24 protein-coding genes are annotated in these 19715 nt (G+C 64.4%); 1 reads left to right on the top strand and 23 read right to left on the bottom strand.

Annotated elements, in window-relative coordinates; genetic code table 11:
• Positions 1-67: 67 nt before the first annotated feature.
• The 5 genes from C7411_RS33815 to C7411_RS33835 all read right to left on the bottom strand — a co-directional run bounded on the left by C7411_RS33815 (position 68) and on the right by C7411_RS33835 (position 4605).
• On the bottom strand, positions 68-679 hold the full coding sequence (locus C7411_RS33815; protein ID WP_027797364.1) for a glutathione S-transferase N-terminal domain-containing protein: 612 nt from the start codon (positions 677-679) through the stop codon (positions 68-70).
• 114 nt (positions 680-793) lie between these two features.
• Complete coding sequence (locus C7411_RS33820) at positions 794-1594, bottom strand: cytochrome c1 (RefSeq protein ID WP_110388455.1); 801 nt, start codon at positions 1592-1594, stop codon at positions 794-796.
• An 18-nt stretch (positions 1595-1612) separates the two neighbouring features.
• The gene (locus C7411_RS33825) at positions 1613-3001 is read right to left on the bottom strand and encodes a cytochrome b (protein ID WP_110388456.1); all 1389 of its coding nucleotides are present in this window, start codon (positions 2999-3001) and stop codon (positions 1613-1615) included.
• Entirely contained in the window at positions 3001-3621 is a 621-nt protein-coding gene (petA, locus tag C7411_RS33830) for a ubiquinol-cytochrome c reductase iron-sulfur subunit (protein WP_110388457.1), read from the bottom strand. Before petA ends, C7411_RS33825 begins: the two co-directional genes overlap by 1 nt.
• 237 nt (positions 3622-3858) lie before the next feature.
• Positions 3859-4605: a Nif3-like dinuclear metal center hexameric protein gene (locus C7411_RS33835; RefSeq protein WP_110388458.1), complete on the bottom strand. Its 747-nt coding sequence runs from the start codon at positions 4603-4605 to the stop codon at positions 3859-3861.
• A 19-nt stretch (positions 4606-4624) separates the two neighbouring features.
• Between C7411_RS33835 and C7411_RS33840 the strand changes: the two genes are divergently transcribed.
• Positions 4625-5842, top strand: a complete 1218-nt coding sequence (locus C7411_RS33840; protein ID WP_110388459.1) for a Do family serine endopeptidase — start codon at positions 4625-4627, stop codon at positions 5840-5842.
• A gap of 107 nt (positions 5843-5949) precedes the next feature.
• Here the strand turns inward: C7411_RS33840 and tatC are convergent, their stop codons facing one another.
• The 18 genes from tatC to C7411_RS33930 form a co-directional block, all read right to left on the bottom strand.
• A complete protein-coding gene (gene tatC, locus C7411_RS33845) occupies positions 5950-6732 on the bottom strand; it encodes a twin-arginine translocase subunit TatC (RefSeq protein WP_110388460.1) in 783 nt (260 codons plus the stop codon).
• Between the two features lie 45 nt (positions 6733-6777).
• The gene (gene tatB, locus C7411_RS33850; RefSeq protein ID WP_110388461.1) at positions 6778-7338 is read right to left on the bottom strand and encodes a Sec-independent protein translocase protein TatB; all 561 of its coding nucleotides are present in this window, start codon (positions 7336-7338) and stop codon (positions 6778-6780) included.
• Between the two features lie 97 nt (positions 7339-7435).
• The gene (gene tatA / locus C7411_RS33855; protein ID WP_110388462.1) at positions 7436-7678 is read right to left on the bottom strand and encodes a Sec-independent protein translocase subunit TatA; all 243 of its coding nucleotides are present in this window, start codon (positions 7676-7678) and stop codon (positions 7436-7438) included.
• 160 nt (positions 7679-7838) lie between these two features.
• Positions 7839-8207, bottom strand: coding sequence for a histidine triad nucleotide-binding protein (locus C7411_RS33860; RefSeq protein WP_110388463.1), 369 nt, complete (start codon positions 8205-8207; stop codon positions 7839-7841).
• A gap of 40 nt (positions 8208-8247) precedes the next feature.
• Complete coding sequence (locus tag C7411_RS33865) at positions 8248-8640, bottom strand: DUF4870 family protein (RefSeq protein ID WP_042269760.1); 393 nt, start codon at positions 8638-8640, stop codon at positions 8248-8250.
• Between the two features lie 44 nt (positions 8641-8684).
• Positions 8685-9053: a phosphoribosyl-ATP diphosphatase gene (locus C7411_RS33870; protein WP_110388464.1), complete on the bottom strand. Its 369-nt coding sequence runs from the start codon at positions 9051-9053 to the stop codon at positions 8685-8687.
• Positions 9050-9475 carry a phosphoribosyl-AMP cyclohydrolase gene (gene hisI / locus C7411_RS33875; RefSeq protein ID WP_110388465.1) on the bottom strand — a complete coding sequence of 142 codons (426 nt, stop codon included), beginning with the start codon at positions 9473-9475 and terminating at the stop codon, positions 9050-9052. The genes C7411_RS33870 and hisI overlap by 4 nt, the downstream gene beginning before the upstream one ends.
• A 4-nt stretch (positions 9476-9479) precedes the next feature.
• A complete protein-coding gene (hisF, locus tag C7411_RS33880; RefSeq protein WP_110388502.1) occupies positions 9480-10253 on the bottom strand; it encodes an imidazole glycerol phosphate synthase subunit HisF in 774 nt (257 codons plus the stop codon).
• Positions 10254-10476: 223 nt separating this feature from the next.
• A complete protein-coding gene (hisA, locus tag C7411_RS33885; protein ID WP_042269654.1) occupies positions 10477-11229 on the bottom strand; it encodes a 1-(5-phosphoribosyl)-5-[(5-phosphoribosylamino)methylideneamino]imidazole-4-carboxamide isomerase in 753 nt (250 codons plus the stop codon).
• Positions 11230-11403: 174 nt separating this feature from the next.
• Positions 11404-12045 carry an imidazole glycerol phosphate synthase subunit HisH gene (hisH, locus tag C7411_RS33890; protein ID WP_110388466.1) on the bottom strand — a complete coding sequence of 214 codons (642 nt, stop codon included), beginning with the start codon at positions 12043-12045 and terminating at the stop codon, positions 11404-11406.
• Positions 12046-12302: 257 nt separating this feature from the next.
• A complete protein-coding gene (gene hisB, locus C7411_RS33895) occupies positions 12303-12890 on the bottom strand; it encodes an imidazoleglycerol-phosphate dehydratase HisB (RefSeq protein WP_028218451.1) in 588 nt (195 codons plus the stop codon).
• 58 nt (positions 12891-12948) lie between these two features.
• Entirely contained in the window at positions 12949-14025 is a 1077-nt protein-coding gene (gene hisC / locus C7411_RS33900; protein WP_110388503.1) for a histidinol-phosphate transaminase, read from the bottom strand.
• A gap of 224 nt (positions 14026-14249) precedes the next feature.
• A complete protein-coding gene (hisD, locus tag C7411_RS33905; RefSeq protein WP_110388467.1) occupies positions 14250-15569 on the bottom strand; it encodes a histidinol dehydrogenase in 1320 nt (439 codons plus the stop codon).
• A 97-nt stretch (positions 15570-15666) separates the two neighbouring features.
• Positions 15667-16365 carry an ATP phosphoribosyltransferase gene (gene hisG, locus C7411_RS33910; RefSeq protein WP_110388468.1) on the bottom strand — a complete coding sequence of 233 codons (699 nt, stop codon included), beginning with the start codon at positions 16363-16365 and terminating at the stop codon, positions 15667-15669.
• A complete protein-coding gene (gene murA / locus C7411_RS33915; protein ID WP_110388469.1) occupies positions 16362-17624 on the bottom strand; it encodes a UDP-N-acetylglucosamine 1-carboxyvinyltransferase in 1263 nt (420 codons plus the stop codon). Before murA ends, hisG begins: the two co-directional genes overlap by 4 nt.
• 108 nt (positions 17625-17732) lie before the next feature.
• Positions 17733-17972 carry a BolA family protein gene (locus tag C7411_RS33920; protein WP_028206568.1) on the bottom strand — a complete coding sequence of 80 codons (240 nt, stop codon included), beginning with the start codon at positions 17970-17972 and terminating at the stop codon, positions 17733-17735.
• Between the two features lie 27 nt (positions 17973-17999).
• Positions 18000-18755 (bottom strand): ABC transporter permease, encoded by a 756-nt coding sequence (locus C7411_RS33925; RefSeq protein WP_042269663.1) that lies wholly within the window; start codon positions 18753-18755, stop codon positions 18000-18002.
• Positions 18752-19678, bottom strand: a complete 927-nt coding sequence (locus C7411_RS33930) for an ABC transporter ATP-binding protein (RefSeq protein ID WP_110388470.1) — start codon at positions 19676-19678, stop codon at positions 18752-18754. Before C7411_RS33930 ends, C7411_RS33925 begins: the two co-directional genes overlap by 4 nt.
• Between the last annotated feature and the right edge of the window lie 37 nt (positions 19679-19715).

The following is a 19715-nucleotide window of genomic DNA, read 5'->3' on the forward strand; positions in this document are numbered from 1 at the left end:
CCGTGCACGCCGCCTCTGTTACCTGCAACCGCCAGGATACTGCCCAACTGCGTGCCCAACTGCGTGCTTAACGACGCATGACCTTTTCAGACGGCGTCAGCGCTTCGATGTACGCGGGACGGCTGAAAATGCGCTCGGCATACTTCATGAGCGGCGCGGCATTCTTCGACAGTTCGATGCCGTAGTGGTCGAGGCGCCACAAGAGCGGCGCAATGGCGACGTCGAGCATCGAGAACTCTTCGCCCAGCATGTACTTGTTCTTCAGGAAGATCGGCGCGAGCTGCGTAAGGCGGTCGCGGATCGCGAGGCGCGCCTTCTCGTGGTTCTTCTCGGCGGCCTTGCCCTTCTCGTTTTCGAGCGTGCTCACATGCACGAACAGTTCCTTCTCGAAGTTGAGCAGGAACAGACGTGCGCGGGCGCGCTGGACCGGGTCGGCCGGCATCAGCTGCGGATGCGGGAAGCGCTCGTCGATGTACTCGTTGATGATGTTCGACTCGTACAGAATCAGGTCGCGCTCGACCAGAATCGGCACCTGACCGTACGGATTCATCACGGCGATGTCTTCCGGTTTGTTGAACAGGTCGACGTCGCGGATTTCGAAGTCCATGCCCTTTTCGAACAACACCAGCCGGCAGCGCTGGGAGAACGGGCAGGTAGTGCCGGAGTACAGAACCATCATGATTTACATTTCCTCAATAAACCCAAAAGGCCAGCGGGCGAAAAAACCGTCCGACGGTCCCTGAACCGTCAGACGGCATCTCGTCGCACCGGCCCCACGTCGGTCAGGACGTGCCTATTTGATATCTTTCCAGTACGCGGCGTTCAATCGCCACGCGAAAAAGCTCAACACGCCGAGGAACAGGAGCACCCACACGCCAAGCTGCCTGCGAGTTTTCTGCTCGGGTTCGGCCATCCAGCCGAGGTAGGCCACCAGGTCGGCCACGTCGGCATCATAATCCACCGGCGAGAGCGTTCCGGGCGTGACCTGCTGGAACCCGGCAAAACGACGGACCTTTTCCCCGGTTTCCTCGTCCGTCGTGTCCTCGAACTTCGCCGTGCGGATGCCCTGCAACTGCCACAACACGTGCGGCATGCTCACGTTTTCGAACACCAGATTGTTCCAGCCGGTCGGCCGCGTGTCGTCGCGGTAGAAGCTGCGCAGATACGTGTACAGCCAGTCGCGCCCTTTCGCCCGCGCTTCCACGGAGAGGTCCGGCGGCGCCACGCCGAACCACGCCTTCGCGTCGTCCGGACGCATCGCGATGGACATCGTGTTGCCGACCTTGTCGGTCGTAAACAACAGATTATCTTCGATTTGCTTCTGCGGAATGCCGAGATCCTGCAACCGGCTGTAGCGCATCAAATTCGCACTATGGCAATTCAGACAATAGTTTACAAACAATTTGGCGCCGTGTTGCAGCGAAGCAAGATTTTCGCCGTTATCGGGTGCGCGGTCGAGCGGAATGTTTTCCTGCGCCGCGACAGACCCGACCCCAAATACGCATGAGAGCGCCAGCGCGGTCAAGCCGGCCCGGACGCCGGCAGCCCGTATGCCCACCTTCGCGAGCGTCGAAAAAAGAGATCTTTTCGTCATATCTTCCTCGCTCGTCAATTAATGGGGCTTGAACCGCACGCGCTCGGGTGGCTGCTTGAAGGTGCCAAGCGGCGTCCAGAACGGCATGCCGAGGAAGAAAGCGAAATAGACGAGCGCGCAGATCTGGGCGATCAGCGTGGCCGCCGGCGATGGCGGTTTCGTGCCGAGGAACGCGAGCGTCAGGAACGCCAGCACGAAGATGCCAAGAAACACCTTATGGAAGAACGGCCGGTAGCGGATCGACTTCACCGGCGAGCGGTCGAGCCACGGCAGGAAGAACAGCGAGATCACCGCCGTGCCCATCACCACCACGCCCCAGAACTTCGACTCGGTGAAATACATGGCGAGGATCACGAGCACCGCCAGCACCGGCAGACCGGCGCGCCATTTGCCGCGGGCGCGCACGAGCGCGAGCAGGCCGAGCAGCGCGATCACGATCATCAGCACGATCTTGAACGGGTCGGTGGTGGCGCGCAACATCGCGTAGAACGCCGTGAAGTACCAGACCGGCGCGATTTCGGGCGGCGTCTGCAGCGGGTTGGCCGGCACGAAGTTGTTCGCCTCCAGGAAGTAGCCGCCCATTTCCGGCGCGAAGAACACGATCGCCGCGAAGATCATCAGGAAGATGCACACGCCCATGAAGTCGTGCACCGAGTAGTACGGATGGAACGGAATGCCGTCGAGCGGCACGCCGTTCGCGTCCTTCTTCTCCTTGATCTCGATGCCGTCCGGGTTGTTCGAGCCCACTTCGTGCAGCGCGATGATGTGACAGATCACGAGTCCGACCAGCACGAGCGGAATGGCGATCACGTGGAACGCGAAGAAGCGATTCAGCGTGACGTCCGACACCACGTAGTCGCCGCGAATCCACAGCGAGAGGTCCGGGCCGATGAAGGGAATCGCCGAGAACAGGTTCACGATCACCTGCGCCCCCCAGAACGACATCTGCCCCCAGGGCAACAGGTAGCCGAAAAACGCCTCGGCCATCAGGCACAGGAAGATCGCGCAGCCGAAGATCCACACGAGCTCGCGCGGCTTGCGATACGAGCCGTACAGCAGCCCGCGGAACATGTGCAGATACACGACCACGAAGAACATCGACGCGCCCGTGGAGTGCATGTAGCGAATCAGCCAGCCCCACGGCACCTCGCGCATGATGTACTCGACCGATGCGAACGCGAGCGTCGCATCGGGTTTGTAGTTCATGGTGAGGAAAATGCCGGTGACGATCTGGTTCACCAGCACGAGCAGCGCGAGCGAGCCGAAGAAGTACCAAAAGTTGAAGTTCTTCGGCGCGTAGTATTCGGAAGCATGAGCGCGCCAGCTCGCCGTCATCGGGAAACGCTTGTCGATCCAGCCTTGCAGCCCGGTCGTTTCCCCCACATCCTTTTCGGTTCCCGTCGCCATCACGCTTCTCCTTTTTCGTCCCGGCCGATCACGATCTGCGTCGGGGACGCGAACATGTAGCGGGGAATGTCGAGGTTTTGCGGCGCCGGCTTGTTCTTGAACACGCGGCCGGAGAGATCGTAGGTGGAGCCGTGGCACGGGCACAGGAAGCCGCCCGGCCAGCTGTCGGGCAAATTCGGCTGCGGGCCTTCCTGGAAGCGCGGCGTCGGCGTGCAGCCCAGATGGGTGCAGACGGCCACCGCCACGAGAATGTTCTGATGCTCGGTGCGCGAGCGGAATTCGTTCATGCAGTACTCCGGCATCGGCATCGAGAACGGGTGCTCGGAGTTCGGGTCGGCCAGATCGGGATCGGCTTTCTTCACGTCGGCCATCATGCGATCCGTGCGGTTCAGGATCCACACGGGCTTGCCGCGCCAGGCCACGGTCATGAGCGAGCCGGGCTGCAGATTCGTGATGTCGACTTCGACAGGCGCGCCGGCGGCGCGGGCTTTTTCGGATGGTGCAAAGGAACCTACGAAGGGTACGACAGTGGCCACGCCTCCAATGCCACCTGCTACGGACGTCGCAATCAGCCAGGTTCGGCGGCTGCCATCGACGCGGTCATTCTCGTTGTCTCGCATCACATCGCCCCACTTCTGAGTTGGATTTTTCCGTCACGCCAGCTTACCCGCGGTGCTGCCGAACGCTAGTTTGCTCGAATGGAGTTGGCATTTACAAGGGGCGCCCTCCAAAAAGCTTCGGAAGTCCTTGATATCTCGGGGTTTTCCCGCAGAAAAGAGGGCCACTTTCTTTTCGGTTTGTAAATGCCTGATGAATAAAACGATGTTGCATCACGACAATTTGCGCCGAATGCCCAATCAAACGGGATTGTCGATGTCGATGAAAAGATGCTCGATATTGAAGGCTTCCGAGAGGTGCGCGCCCACCGCCTGCACACCGAAGCGCTCGGTAGCGTGGTGGCCCGCGGCGAGGAACGCCACGCCGCTTTCCGCGGAGGTGTGCGTGGTGGGCTCGGAGATCTCGCCGGTGAGGAAGACGTCGGCGCCGGCCTCGATCGCGGCGTCGAAGAGACTTTGCGCCGCACCGGTACACCAGGCCACGCGGCGCAGTTGCCAGTCGGGGTCGCCGAGCACGAGCGGCGTGCGGCCGAGCGTCTGCGCAACCTCGGCAGTAAAGTGCGCGAGCGTGATCGGCATGGGCAGCGTGGCCATCCAGCCGAGATCCTGGTCGCCGAAGCGTTGTTCGCCGATCCAGCCGAACCGTGCGCCCAACTGCGCGTTATTGCCCAGCTCAGGATGGCTGTCGAGCGGCAGATGGTAGGCGAACAGGTTGATATCGTTGGCGAGCAGCGTCTTCAGGCGCCGGTACTTGCGGCCCGTTATTTGCGGCGCTTCGTTCTTCCAGAAGTAGCCGTGATGCACGAGCACGGCGTCGGCGCCCCACTCGAGGGCGGCTTCGAGGAAGGCGAGCGATGCGGTCACGCCGGTGGCGATCTTCTCCACGCGCCGCCGCCCTTCGACCTGCAGGCCATTGGGGCAGTAGTCCTTGAACCGCGCGGATTCCAGAAGATTGTTCAGATACAATTCCAGTTCGATCCGATCCATATAATCCTCTAATCTTCAGATGCTTAGACGCTTTTGGCTGTTCTTCGCCCAGGCGGTGACTGTCCTGCTGGCGTTGATGTTCATCATCGCCACGCTCAAACCGCAGTGGCTGCAGCACCAGGGGCAGTTCGGCAAACAGCTTGCCGAACCGATCGTCGCACTGCGGGAGGTGGCGCCAGGCATCGGTGGAGGCGCCGCCGCCCAAGGCTCCTATGCGGACGCCGCCCAGAAGGCCATGCCCGCGGTCGTCAACGTGTTCTCGAGCAAGGATGGGTCGCTGCCGCCCGATCCCCGCCAGAACGATCCGCTATTTCGCTACTTCTTCGGCGATCGCAACAAAAACCAGAAGCAGCAGGAGCAGCCTGCCGCCAACCTCGGTTCGGGCGTCATTGTCAGTCCGGACGGTTACATTCTAACGAACCAGCACGTAATCGACGGCGCGGACCAGATCGAAATCGCGCTTTCCGACGGCCGCACCACCAACGCCAAGGTGATCGGCATCGACCCGGAAACCGATCTCGCGGTGCTCAAGATCAATCTGCCGAACCTGCCCACCATCACGCTCGGCCGCATGGACCAGACGCGCGTGGGCGACGTCGTGCTCGCCATCGGCAACCCGTTCGGCGTGGGCCAGACGGTCACCATGGGCATCATCAGCGCGCTGGGCCGCAATCACCTCGGCATCAACACGTTCGAGAATTTCATTCAAACCGATGCGCCGATCAATCCGGGCAACTCCGGCGGCGCGCTCGTCGACGTGAACGGCAACCTGCTCGGCATCAACACGGCCATCTATTCGCGCTCGGGCGGCTCGCTCGGCATCGGCTTCGCGATTCCCGTCTCCACGGCGCGCAGCGTGCTGGAGAGCATCATCACCTCGGGTTCGGTCACGCGCGGCTGGATCGGCGTAGAGCCACAGGACGTGACGCCGGAGATCGCCGACTCGTTCGGGCTGAAGGAGAAGTCGGGCGCGATCGTCGCGGGCGTGCTGCAGGGCGGCCCCGCCGACAAGGCCGGCATCAAGCCGGGCGACGTCCTGACCTCGGTGAACGGGGAGGCCATCACCGACACCACGCGCCTTTTGAACGTCATCGCGCAGATCAAGCCGGGCACCGACGCGAAGATCCACCTCGTGCGCAAGAACAAGGACATGGATCTCGACGTACTGATCGGCAAGCGCCCGCCGCCGCCGAAGCAGCCGGCTCAGGAAGACGGCGAAGGCGACGACGGCGGTTGATGCGCCGCGCAGGCAGGGCATCGCGCCCTGCCCGCAAGCGGGAAAGCAAAAGGCCGCGAACCTGACTGGGTTCGCGGCCTTTGCTTTCCTGCGCCGAACCAGCGGGGCTAGCTCGCCGCCTGACTCTCGTCCGCTGGCTTCTTCTCGCCTGTGCCGATGAAGATACGCGCCGCGATGATCCCGGCCTCATAGAGGAGGATGAGCGGCAGCGCGAGAATGAGTTGCGAGAACACGTCCGGCGGCGTCACCACGGCCGCGACAATGAACGCGCCGACGATCACATAGGGCCGGATCTGCTTGAGCTTTTTCACGGTGACCACGCCCATGCGCACGAGCAGCACGACGATGATCGGCACCTCGAAGGTCACGCCGAACGCTATGAACATGGTGAGCACGAAGCTCAGGTAATTGTCGATGTCGGTCGTCATCTCCGCGCCGAGCGGCGCGTTGTAGTGCGCCATCACGCGAAAAATGGTCGGGAACACCACGAAATACGCGAACGCCATGCCGCACAGGAAGAGCGTATAGCTGCTCGCCACGAGCGGTGCGACGAGCTTCTTTTCGTGCTGGTAGAGGCCTGGGGCGACGAACGCCCAGATCTGGTAGAGCACGACCGGCAGCGCGATCACGAAGGCCACGAGCATCGTGACCTTCATGGGCACGAAGAACGAGCCGGTCACGTCGGTGACGATCATCTTGCCGTCGCGCGGCAGGTTCTGCATGAGCGGGCGCGCAAGCAGACGGAATATGTCGGGCGCCCAGTAGACGAGCCCGACGAACACGACGATCACGGCAATGCCTGCGCGAATGATGCGGTCGCGCAGTTCGACGAGATGGGAAATGAAGGTCTCTTCGGAACCTTCTTCCAGTTTTTGCTGGGGGTCGCTCACACCGGCCCTCTGTTGGAAATGGTCGTGCGCAAAGGCGGATCCGCGTCAGAAGAACCGGGTGGGCCGGCGCAGGCTCGCCGGCGTGTGCTGCGCCACGCGCGCAGCGCCCGATTGCACCCGCGTGCGGCGCAGCGTGGCGCGTTTGTACCAGACCGGCGCGGCGCTCTGCTTGACGCGCCAGTTCTTGCGCCTGGCAACGCTCGCGCCCGCCTGGCCGGTGCGCCATCCCGATTGCGTGGCGACGCCCTCTACGGCATTGGCGGCGGCGCCGTCCAGGCTGGCGGGATCCGCGCCGCCTGCGATGCTCGGCGACACCGACGTGCCCGCGTTCCACGCGTCGTTCAACTCGGTTTCATGCTTGTGCAGATTCTCCTGAACGTTCTTCTCGACGTTCTGCGCCGCCGCTTCGAACTCGGTCTTCATGCGGCGCAACTCGTCGAGTTCGATCTCGCGCGTGACTTCCGCCTTGACGTCGTTGATATAGCGCTGCGCGCGCCCGAACAGCGCGCCTGCCGTGCGTGCGACCCGCGGCAGCCGCTCCGGCCCGAGAACGACCAGCGCGACGACGCCGATCAGCGCCATCTTGGTTAAACCGAGATCGAGCATGAATGGAGTTTTCCGTCAGCCTTGGCTGCCTTAGTGGAAACAAGCTGGAAACAAGCGGAAAAACCCGTGGCGGCGAGAACAACGGCCACCACGCGTTTTAGCGGTAGTCGTTCGAGCGCTGTGTCTTGTCCTTGGCTTCGACGTCGACTGCACCGCCGTCGGCCGGCAGTTCGCGCTTTTGCGCGTCGGCACCGGCGCCTTCGCTCTCGCGCATGCCTTCCTTGAAACCCTTCACTGCGCCGCCCAGATCGCTACCGATATTGCGCAGCTTCTTGGTGCCGAAGACGAGCGCAACGATCAACAAGACGATCAGCCAGTGCCAAATGCTCAACGAACCCATGATTGACTCTCTCCTTAACCCCGCCGCCGCGCGGCCTGCACGGCGCGATAAATTGTGCCTGTTCGATGTTGCATGGACGTGGCGTGCGACCCTTTAGCCCTACGCTTCAGTGAGCCCCACGCCATCCGTCATTTATACCGATTTTCACCGCCGCCGGCGCTCAGCCCATGCGGTGCCACGGACGCGGCCCGGCCAGCAAATGCGCGTGCAGATGATAGACCTCCTGCCCGCCGCCCGGTCCCGTATTCACCACGGTGCGAAACCCGGTTTCGCCGCCCGTGTAGGAGACGCCCAGCTCTTTGGCGAGCCGTGCGACCAATACAAACATTCTACCAAGCAGCGGGGCGTCGTTTTCACCGCAATCGGCAAGGGTGGGAATATGCTGGCGCGGAATCACAAGGACGTGGGTTGCGGCTGCAGGCCGGATGTCGCGGAAGGCGACGAACTCGTCGTCCTCGTACACCCGCGTGCTGGGGATATGGCCATCGGCGATCTTGCAGAAGAGACAGGTGCTGCGGTCGTGACTCATGGTGCTCCTGGTGAGCAAAGCTGCGCGCCCCCGGAAGCCCTCAGAACCAGGCGCGCGGGTTGTGCAGCGGCTTGTTGTCGTACAAGTACAGCCAGCCTTTGATGATACGGTACAACGTCCAGATTGCGACAGCCCACAAAATTGGAATGCCGACCAGCACGAAGATGAGCACGCCGCCGATCAGATGACCGGCCAGCCCGAGCCAGAACGTGCGGATTTGCCACGTGAAGTGCTGCTCATAGGGCGTGCCGAGCGCTTCGTCGCGTTTGAGGTAATTCAGGATGATGGCCACCAGCACCGAAATGCCGCCGGTCAGCCAGTACACCGCATAGAGCGCGTACAGCACGTGCGTGAAGGTCCGCAGGCTGCGCAACCGGTCCGCGTCAGCGCCGTTGCGGTACGAAGGGGGCGGGTAGTCGCCAGACGTGGACATGTCGTTCATCTCCCTCTGTGGAGCGCTGTGCGCGGCGTAGCGCCTCAGTCGCCGTTCTCTTCGCGCTCGCGGCTTTTGCGCAGCGCTTTTTCCTCGAGCCCCGAAAGGCCTTCGCGGCGTTCGAGTTCCGCGAGCACGTCGGCGGGACTCAGATCGAAGTGCGAGAGCGTGACGAGGCAATGGAACCACAGGTCGGCCATCTCGCCGACCAGCGCCTTCGGTGCGCCGCCCTGGCGCACGTCCTTGGCGGCCAGCACGACTTCGGTCGCCTCTTCGCCGACCTTCTTGAGCACCGCGTCGTCGCCCTTGTGAAAAAGGCGCGCGACGTAGGAGGCGTCCGGATCGCCGCCCTTGCGGCTGTCGATCACCGCCGCGAGGCGCAGCAGGGTGTCGTTGGTGTTCAGTTGCGTCATTTGTAGATGTGTTCGGGGTCTTTCAGCACCGGGTCGACGGCGGCCCAGCGGCCTTCGTCGACGGTGCCTTCGAATTGCTGGAAAAAGCACGAGTGGCGGCCCGTGTGGCACGCGATGCCCGAGACCTGCTCGACCTTGAGCAGCACGACGTCTTCGTCGCAGTCGAGGCGGATGTCGCGCACGTGCTGCACGTGGCCCGACTCCTCGCCCTTGAACCACAGGCGCTGGCGCGAGCGCGAAAAGTACACGGCGCGGCGCAGTTCCACCGTCTTCGCGAGCGCTTCGCGATTCATCCACGCGAACATCAGCACGTCGCCGGTGGTGGCTTCCTGTGCGATCACCGGCACGAGGCCGTTGGCGTCCCAGTTGACCTTGTCGAGCCAGTTGGCGTTGGCGAGGTCGTTGGCTTGTGTGTGGCTCATTGCGTCACATCCTCACCGAAATGCCCTGGTCGGCCATGAAGCGCTTCGCCTCGCCCACCGTGTGCTCGCCATAGTGGAAGATGCTCGCCGCCAGCACGGCGTCGGCATGGCCCTTGACGATGCCATCCGCAAGATCCTGCAGGCCGCCCACGCCGCCCGAGGCGATCACGGGAATCGGCACCGCGTCGGACACCGCGCACGTGAGGTCGAGGTCGAAGCCGCTTTTCGTGCCGTCGCGGTCCATGCTCGTGAGCAGAATTTCGCCCGCGCCCAGCTCCGCCATCTTGCGCGCCCATTCCACGGCGTCGATGCCCGTGGCCTTGCGCCCGCCGTGCGTGAACACCTCCCAGCGCGCGGGTTCGCCCGGCGCCGACGTGCGCTTCGCGTCGATGGCGACGACGATGCACTGCGAGCCGTATTTGTCGGCGGAATCGCGCACGAGCTGCGGATTGGCGACCGCCGACGAATTCATGCTGACCTTGTCGGCGCCGGCGTTGAGCAGGCGCCGCACGTCCGCCACTGCGCGCACGCCGCCGCCCACGGTGAGCGGAATGAAAACCTGCGAAGCCACTGCCTCGATGATCGGCAGGATCAGGTCGCGCTGGTCGGAGGTCGCGGTGATATCGAGGAACGTGAGCTCGTCGGCGCCCTGGTCGTCGTAGCGGCGCGCGATTTCGACGGGGTCGCCCGCGTCGCGCAGTTCGACGAAATTGACGCCCTTGACGACGCGCCCGGCGGTCACGTCGAGGCAGGGGATGATGCGTTTGGGTAGAGCCATGATCTTGCCGAAGTTGCCAGTCGGTGTATGTGCGGCGAGCACCTTTCGCGAGAAGGCTGCCGAACCCGGTTCGGGCGTGGCGCGCAGCCCATTGTCGCGCGCTTTGCGCCTTGCCTTGTGCCCTGAGGCGAAAATATCCGGCGCGAGCGCCAGTCTCCATGGAGATGGCGGCGCAGCGCCAAAAACAAAAGGCCTCCCGTGACGGAGGCCGGCATACGGCGCCTTAGGCGTCGTCCGATTCGCGCAGGCTGTCTGCGCGCGTTTGCGCGGCGGCGAAATCGAGGTCGCCCGAATAGATCGCGCGGCCGCAGATCACGCCTTCCACGCCTTCGTCCTCGACTTCGCACAGTGCGTCGATATCGGCGAGGTTGGAAAGCCCGCCGCTCGCGATGATCGGAATCTTCACCGCGCGCGCCAGGCGCACCGTCGCCTCGATATTGATGCCCTGAAGCATGCCGTCCCGGCCGATGTCGGTGTAGATGATCGACTCGACGCCGTAGTCCTCGAACTTGCGCGCGAGGTCCGCGACTTCGTGACCCGTGAGCTTGCTCCAGCCGTCGGTCGCGACCTTGCCGTCTTTCGCGTCGAGGCCCACGATGATATGACCCCCGAATGCCGTGCAGGCTTCCTGGAGGAAGCCCGGATTCTTCACGGCGGCGGTGCCGATGATCACATAGGACAGGCCGTCGTCGAGATAGCGCTCGATCGTGTCGAGGTCGCGGATCCCGCCGCCGAGCTGCACGGGGATCTCGTCGCCGACTTCGCGGATGATCTCGCGAATCGCGTCTTCGTTCTTCGGCTTGCCGGCGAACGCGCCGTTGAGGTCGACGAGATGCAGGCGCCGCGCGCCGCGCTCGACCCAGTGTCGGGCCATAGCCGCCGGTTCCTCGGAGAAAATCGTCGCCTGGTCCATATCGCCTTGTTTGAGGCGCACGCAGTGACCGTCTTTGAGATCGATGGCCGGAATCAGCAGCATAGCTTCGGGTGTATCTGGGAATGAGGTTGAAGTCTGCAGCGCCGGCGGAAAAAAGGCCCGATCCGACGCCGTTTCGCTAGTTTAGTACAACTCTTTCGGCGGCCTTGCTGACGCAAATCTAATGCCGCGGCGCTCGTGCGCGAAGGCGGCTGCGAGCGTGAGCGCCGCACGGAATCAGGGGTTCCAGTGGACGAAGTTGCGATAGACGCGCAAGCCCGCAGCGGCGCTCTTTTCCGGGTGGAATTGGGTGGCGAAGATGTTATCCCGCGCCACTGCCGAGGTAAAGGCCGCGCCGTACGGCGTTTCGCCCACGGTGTGCGCCGCCTCCGCCGGAACCACATAGTAGCTGTGCACGAAGTAGAAGAAGCTTTCGTCGGGCACACCGGCCCACAGGGCGTGCGCGCGCGCCTGGCGCACGCGGTTCCAGCCCATTTGCGGGACCTTGAAGCGCGAGCCGTCGTCCTGCAACTGGCCTTCCAGATCGAAGCGCACGACCTTGCCGGGCAACAGGCCCAGGCCCTTCGTGTCGCCTTCCGCGCTCCAGTCGAACAGCATTTGCTCGCCCACGCACACGCCCATGAGCGGCTTCGTGCGCGAGGCTTCGAGCACGGCGTCCTGCAGGCCCGACTCGGCGAGGCTGCGCATGCAGTCGGGCATCGCGCCCTGCCCCGGCAGCACCACGCGGTCGGCGGCACGGATCGCCTCGGGACGCTCGACGATGGCCACGTCGGCTTCCGGCGCGGCCTGCCTCAGCGCCTGGGCCACCGAACGCAGGTTGCCCATTCCATAATCAACAATCGCAATTGAAGTTTTCATCTCGCATCCGGCCTGCTCAAAAGGCCTTGCCCTTGGCTGTGTGGGCGCATGTGCGCCGCGATGTGCCCTGATCTGCCTTCGAAGCCGTCAATGTACGCCAGTCGGCGCGTGCAAGCCCATAAGCCAAATGGCAAATGTGGCGCGCATGCCGCATGTGGGCGACAGCCCCGGCGCGGCGCGCTCGAAGTCCTGCCGCGGCACGCCCCGGCACTGTCGTGCGCAGCGCGGGCCGCCTTCTGGTCGGTAAAAGGCGTCGCTTAGAGGCTGCCCTTCGTCGACGGGATCTTGCCCGCCTGACGTTCGTCCAGTTCGGCGGCCTGGCGCAGCGCGCGGCCGAATGCCTTGAACACGGTTTCCATCTGGTGATGCGCGTTGAGGCCGCGCAGATTGTCGATATGCAGCGTCACGCCGGCATGGTTCACAAAGCCGCGGAAGAATTCGATCGACAGGTCGACGTCGAACGTGCCGATGCGCGCGCGCGTGAACGGCACGTGGAATTCGAGGCCCGGACGGCCCGAGAAGTCGATCACGACGCGCGAGAGCGCTTCGTCGAGCGGCACGTAGGCGTGGCCGTAGCGGCGAATGCCCTTCTTGTCGCCAATGGCCTGCGCCACCGCCTGGCCGAGCGTGATGCCGACGTCTTCCACCGTATGGTGGTCGTCGATATGCGTGTCGCCATGCGCCTCGACTTCCAGATCGATCAGACCGTGTCGTGCGATCTGGTCGAGCATGTGATCGAGAAACGGCACGCCGGTCGCGAGCTTTTGCTCGCCGGTGCCGTCCAGATTCAGTTTCACGCGGATTTGCGTTTCGCTGGTGTTGCGAACGACTTGCGCGACGCGCATGGCAATTTCCTTCAAACAGCCCGTAACAGGAGAGTGGGAGAACGAAGCATTCGGCGTGCTACTTGAGCACGAGCTTCAGGGCAGCGAGCAATTGCGCGTTTTCGTCGGGGGTGCCAACGGTCAGGCGCACGCAGTTCGCAAGCAATGGGTGCATTTTACCCACGTTTTTGATCAGGATCCGGGCGGACAGCAGCGTGTCGAAAACCGCCGCCGCGTCGGGCACGCGCACGAGCAGGAAATTGCCCGCGCTTTCGAACACCTGGGCGCCCGGCAGCTTCGCCACTTCCGCGGCCAGTGCCGCGCGTTGCGCGCGCAGCTGCGCGGCCTGCGCATCGAGCACGTCGACATGGTCGAGCAGCAGATCGGCCGCAGCCTGCGTGAGCACGTTCACGTTGTAGGGCGGCCGCACCTTGTCGAACTCGTTGAGCCACGACGCACGTCCGGCCAGATAGCCGAGGCGGATGCCCGCGAGCCCGAGCTTCGACATCGTGCGCATCACGACCACGTTGTCGAACTCGCCCGCGCGCGGCATCCAGCTTTGCATCGCGAACGGCTGGTAGGCCTCGTCGATCACCACGAGGCCCTTCGCCTGCGCAGCCGCCGCGATTACGCGCTCGATGTCGGCGTCGTCGAACAGCGTGCCCGTGGGGTTGTTCGGGTACGCCAGCCAGATCACGGCTGGCGTATGCTCCGCGATGGCCGCAAGCAGCGCCTCGAGGTCGAGCGTGAAGTCGCGCTTGAGCGGCACGCCGACGAACTCCACCTGCGCGAACTTCGCCGACATCGCGTACATGACGAAGCCCGGCACCGGCGCGAGCACCTTCGCGCCCGGCTTCGCGCACGCCATGGTGATCATGCTGATGATCTCGTCCGAGCCGTTGCCGAGCAGCACGTCGCAGTCGGCGGGCACGCGCATCGCGTGCTTGAGCTTCGCGATCAGCGCTTCGGGGCGCGGCGCGGGATAGCGGTTGAGCGCGACCGCCGCAAGGCGTTCGCCCAGTTTTGCGGCCAGGTCGGCGGGCAGGGCAAACGGGTTCTCCATGGCGTCGAGCTTCACGAAACCGGAAGCGTCGGGCACGGGGTAACTCGTCATCGCGAGCACGTCGCGACGGATGATGTCTTGTGGTGTCGTCATGTCGAAAGGCGGCTCGCGAAAAAGCGGGGCCGCCGGCACGGGCGGCTCGGCGAGGCGGCCGCCCTGGTTATCGTCGTGATCTCTGCTGCGTGTGGGGCAAACGACAGGTCAAACTGCGAATCCAGCTCCATGCGCCCGCGCACTGACGGAGCCCGCCGCCGCGCAGCGTCTCCATGCTGCGCGGCGGCTCATGCAACCGGTTTCCGCCAGTTGCCGGGCGCGCCTTACCCCTGCTTCATGCGGAATTCGGCACTGCGCGCGTGGGCCTGCAGGCCTTCGCCGTAGGCCAGCTCGGCAGCGATCTCGCCAAGCGTCTGCGCGCCTTCCGCGCTCACCTCGATGAGGCTCGAGCGCTTGATGAAATCATAGACGCCAAGCGGCGACGAGAAACGTGCGGTACGAGACGTAGGCAGCACATGATTCGGCCCCGCGCAGTAGTCGCCGAGGCTCTCGCTCGTGTAGCGGCCAAGGAAGATCGCGCCCGCGTGGCGGATTTCGGCGCCCCACTTCTGCGGCTCCAGCGCCGAAATTTCGAGGTGCTCCGGCGCGATCTCGTTGGCGATGGCGCAGGCCTCGGCCATGTCGCGCACCTTCACGAGCGCGCCGCGGTTCGTCAGCGACGTGGCGATGACTTCGGCGCGAGGCATGGCGGGCAGGAGTTCGTCGATGGCCTCTTCCACGCGCTTGATGAAGCCTTCGTCCGGGCACAGCAGGATGGACTGCGCGAGCTCGTCGTGCTCGGCCTGCGAGAACAGGTCCATGGCCACCCAGCGCGGATCGGTCGTGCCGTCGCAAATCACGAGGATTTCCGAGGGACCCGCGATCATGTCGATGCCGACCGTGCCGAACACGCGGCGCTTGGCCGAAGCGACATAGGCGTTGCCCGGTCCGCAGATCTTGTCGACGGCCGGAATCGTATCCGTGCCGTACGCGAGCGCCGCCACGGCCTGCGCACCGCCGATCGTGAACACGCGGTCGACGCCGCCGAGCAGCGCCGCCGCCAGCACGAGCGGGTTCTTCACGCCGTCGGGCGTGGGCACGACCATGATGATTTCGCGCACGCCCGCCACTCGCGCGGGAATGGCGTTCATCAGCACGGACGACGGATACGCGGCCTTGCCGCCGGGCACGTAAAGGCCCACGCGATCGAGCGGCGTGACCTTCTGGCCGAGCACCGTGCCGTCGGCTTCGGTGTATTGCCAGCTATGCGAGCCGCACTCGATGCGCTGCTTCTCGTGGTAGCCGCGCACGCGCGCGGCCGCCGCTTCGAGCGCCGCGCGCTGCTTGGGCTCGAGGCTCTCCAGCGCCGCTTCGAGTTCGCCGAATGGCAGTTCGAGCGCCGCGACGCTCGCCGCACCCAGGCGGTCGAAGCGGTTCGTGTAGTCGAGCACGGCAGCGTCGCCGCGCGCCTTCACGTCGGCCAGAATCTGCGCGACGGAGCGCTCGATGGCCTCGTCCTCGCTCGCCTCGAAGGCGAGCACCGCATGCAGCGCCCGCTTGAAGCCTTCGGCACTGGAATCGAGTTTGCGCATCGTGATAGCCATGCTGGTATCCATCCGTTACGTTGTGCGCGCCGCGCCTTTTGAGATGCGTGGCGCGCGAGGCGGCGCGTCATTGCGCCTGCCCTCTGCTCCTGCTCAGTCAGCTCGCCTGCGTGCCGCGGGACGCGCGTTCGAACGCGTCGATGATGGGCCGCAGCGCGGCGCGCTTGAGCTTGAGCGCCGCCTGATTCACGACGAGGCGCGACGAGATCTCCATGATCTCTTCCACCTCGACCAGATTGTTCGCGCGCAGCGTGCCGCCCGTGCTGACGAGGTCGACAATCGCGTCGGCAAGGCCGACGAGCGGCGCGAGCTCCATCGAGCCGTACAGCTTGATGAGGTCGACGTGCACGCCCTTGGCCGCGAAGTGCTGGCGCGCGGCTTCCGTGTACTTGGTCGCCACGCGCAGGCGCGCACCCTGGCGCACCGCATTCGCGTAATCGAAGCCGCCCTTCACGGCCACCGAGAGACGGCAGCGCGCGATGTCGAGATCGACCGGCTGATAGAGGCCGCCGCCGCCGTGCTCGTTGAGCACGTCCTTGCCCGCCACGCCGAAATCGGCCGCGCCGTACTCCACGTAGGTCGGCACGTCGGTCGCGCGCACGATGATCACGCGCAGGTTCGGGTCGGTGGTCGGCAGGATCAGCTTGCGCGAGGTTTCCGGGTCTTCGGTCACATGCACGCCGGCCGCGGCGAGCAGCGGCATCGTCTCCTCGAAGATGCGGCCCTTCGAGAGCGCAAGCGTGAGCGGCGCGCTGGCCGCGGCCGCCGGCGTGGGCCTGGACTCGACGGTGCTCATTGCGCGCTCCCCTTGATCCGCTTCACGTTCGCGCCGATCTTCGTGAGCTTCTCTTCCATGCGGTCGTAGCCGCGGTCGAGGTGATAGATGCGGTCGATCAGGGTTTCGCCGTCGGCGCACAGGCCCGCGATCACGAGGCTCGCCGAGGCGCGCAGGTCCGTTGCCATCACCTTCGCGCCAGAGAGCTTCTCGACGCCGGCGACGAGCGCCGTCTTGCCGTCGATCGTGATGTGGGCGCCCAGGCGATTGAGTTCCTGCACGTGCATGAAGCGGTTTTCGAAGATGGTTTCGACCACCTGCGAAGTGCCGTCCGCGATCGCGTTGAGCGCCATGAACTGCGCCTGCATGTCGGTCGGGAACGCGGGGTATTCGGAGGTGCGCACGTTCACGGCGCGCGCGCGCTCGTGCATGCGCACGCGCATCCAGTCGTCGCCCTCTTCGATCGTCACGCCCGCTTCGCGCAGCTTGTCGGTGACGGCATCGAGAATATGCGGACGCACGTGACGCAGCGTGACGTCGCCGCCCGCGGCTGCAACCGCGCACAGGAACGTGCCCGCTTCGATCCGGTCCGGAATGACGGTGTGGTGCGCGCCGTGGAGCTTGTCCACGCCCTGAATGACGAGGCGGTCCGTGCCGATGCCTTCGATCTGCGCGCCCATCGCCACGAGCAGGTGCGCGAGGTCGCCCACTTCGGGCTCGCGCGCGGCGTTCTCGATCACCGTTTCCCCATCGGCCAGCACGGCGGCCATCAGCAGGTTCTCCGTGCCGGTGACCGTGATCATGTCGGTGACGATGCGCGCGCCCTTCAGGCGCTTCGCGCGCGCCTCGATGAAGCCGTGCTCGATGTTGATCTCGGCGCCCATCGCCTGCAGACCCTTGATGTGCTGATCCACGGGGCGCGCGCCGATCGCGCAGCCGCCCGGCAGCGACACCTTCGCCTCGCCGAAGCGCGCGACGAGCGGCCCGAGCACGAGGATCGACGCGCGCATGGTCTTCACGAGCTCATACGGCGCGACGAGGTTGTTCACCTTCGAGGCGTCGAGCTGCACGCGCGCGCCGTGCTGTTCGGTGCGCACGCCCATCTGGCCAAGCAGCTTGAGCGTGGTGCGCACGTCCTGGAGGTCGGGCACGTTGTCGAGATGAACGGGTTCCGCGCTCAGAAGGCCTGCGCAGAGAATGGGCAGCGCCGCATTCTTTGCACCGGAAACAGCCACTTCCCCTGCGAGCTTCTGCCCGCCGACGATGACGAGTTTATCCATGCCTGAGGTTTCCTGATCGGTGCGGCCGGCTTGCGGGGTCGCTTGATGTTGAGCTGCGCCGCTCGCGGCGGCGTCTTTGTCCTGGGTGATTCGCACTGAGATTCCAGATTATGCGTTCTGCCATTCGGCGGGCGTGAGCGTCTTCATGCTGAGCGCGTGGATTTCCTCGCGCATGCGGTCGCCGAGCGCCGCGTAGACGAGCTGATGGCGCTGGATCAAGCGCTTGCCGTCGAATGCTGAGGAGACGATCGTCGCGAAAAAGTGCTGGCCGTCGCCTTCGACTTCGAGGTGCTCGCACGCGAGCCCTGCCGAGATGTACTGCTTGATCTGTTCCGGAGTCGGCAACATGAGTATGGCTCCTGCCTGATAGTGCACTTAGTGACGCAGCTTGTACCCGCTCGCGAGCAAACGCATGGCGAGCGTGGCGAGCGCCACGAAAAACACGAAAACGATCGACAGGCTCACGAGCGGGTTGATGTCGGACAGGCCGAAGAACCCGAAGCGGAAGCCATCGATCATGTAGAAGAACGGATTGAGCCGCGACACTTCGCGCCACAGGGGCGGCAGCGTGTGCGTCGAATAGAACACGCCCGAAAGGAACGTGAGCGGCATGATGAGAAAGTTCTGAAACGCCGCGAGCTGGTCGAACTTCTCCGCCCAGATCCCGGCGATCAGGCCGAGCGTGCCGAGGATCGCCGAGCCGAGCACCGCAAAAGCGAGGATATAGAACGGCGCGGCAAAGCTCATCGGAATGAACCAGATCGTCACGACGAACACGCCCGCGCCGACGGCGAGGCCGCGCACGATCGAAGCGAGCACGTAGGCTCCGAACATCTCCCACGCAGCGAGCGGCGGCAAGAGCACGAATACGAGATTGCCCGTGATCTTCGACTGGATCAACGACGACGAGCTGTTCGCAAAGGCATTCTGCAGCACGCTCATCATCACGAGGCCGGGAATCAGGAAGCTCGTGTACTCCACACCCGGATACACCTCGACGTGGCCGCGCAGCGCGTGACCGAAGATCGTGAGATAGAGCAGCGCGGTAATGACGGGCGCGAGTACGGTCTGGAAAGCGACCTTCCAGAAACGCAGCACTTCCTTGTAGAACAGCGTACGGAAACCGCTCATGCGAGACCCTCGACCACTTCAGGACCGTTCATCACCTGCACGAAGACATCCTCCAGATCGGCCTTGCGCACTTCCACTTCCTCGAGCTTGCAGCCGTTCGCACGGCACTTCGCGAGAATGCGCTCCACGTCGTCGTAGCTCGCGAGGCGCAGCAGATGCTGATGTACGCTGGCATTGGACGGATCGACTTCGAGCGCGCGCAGCTCGCCCGGCAACACGCCTTCCGAGAAGCGCAGGAACAGTTGCGTGCCGGCGAAGCGCTGCAGCAGCGCACTCGTGCGCTCGAGCGCGACCATCTCGCCGCGCCGGAGCATGGCGATGCGGTCGCACAATTGCTCGGCTTCTTCGAGATAGTGCGTGGTGAGCACGATGGTGTGCCCTTCGCGGTTCAGGCGCGCGATGAACTTCCAGAGCGTCTGGCGCAGTTCCACGTCCACGCCGGCGGTGGGTTCGTCGAGCACGATCACGGGCGGCCGGTGCACGAGCGCTTGCGCCACGAGCACGCGGCGCTTCATGCCGCCCGACAGCGCGCGCATGTTCACGTCGGCCTTCTCGGTGAGATCGAGATTGGCCATGACTTCATCGATCCACGCGTCGTTATTGCGCAGACCGAAGTAGCCGGACTGGATGCGCAGCGTCTCGCGCACGGTGAAGAACGGATCGAACACCAGTTCCTGCGGCACGACGCCGAGGTTGCGGCGCGCGTTGCGGTAGTCGGCGACCACATCGTGGCCGCGCACGGCAATCGAGCCCTCGTCCGCGCGCGCGAGGCCGGCAAGAATGCTGATGAGCGTCGTCTTGCCCGCCCCGTTCGGGCCGAGCAGCCCGAAGAACTCGCCGTCTTCGACCGTGAAGCTGACGCCCTTGAGCGCCTGAACCGACTTGTAGCGCTTCTTGACGTTACGGATTTCTATGGCTGGCATGACTAATACGCCGCCCGTTTGCGAACGGCGCGGCTCA

It is taken from the genome of Paraburkholderia silvatlantica (assembly GCF_003096715.1).
Lineage (GTDB): Bacteria > Pseudomonadota > Gammaproteobacteria > Burkholderiales > Burkholderiaceae > Paraburkholderia > Paraburkholderia silvatlantica.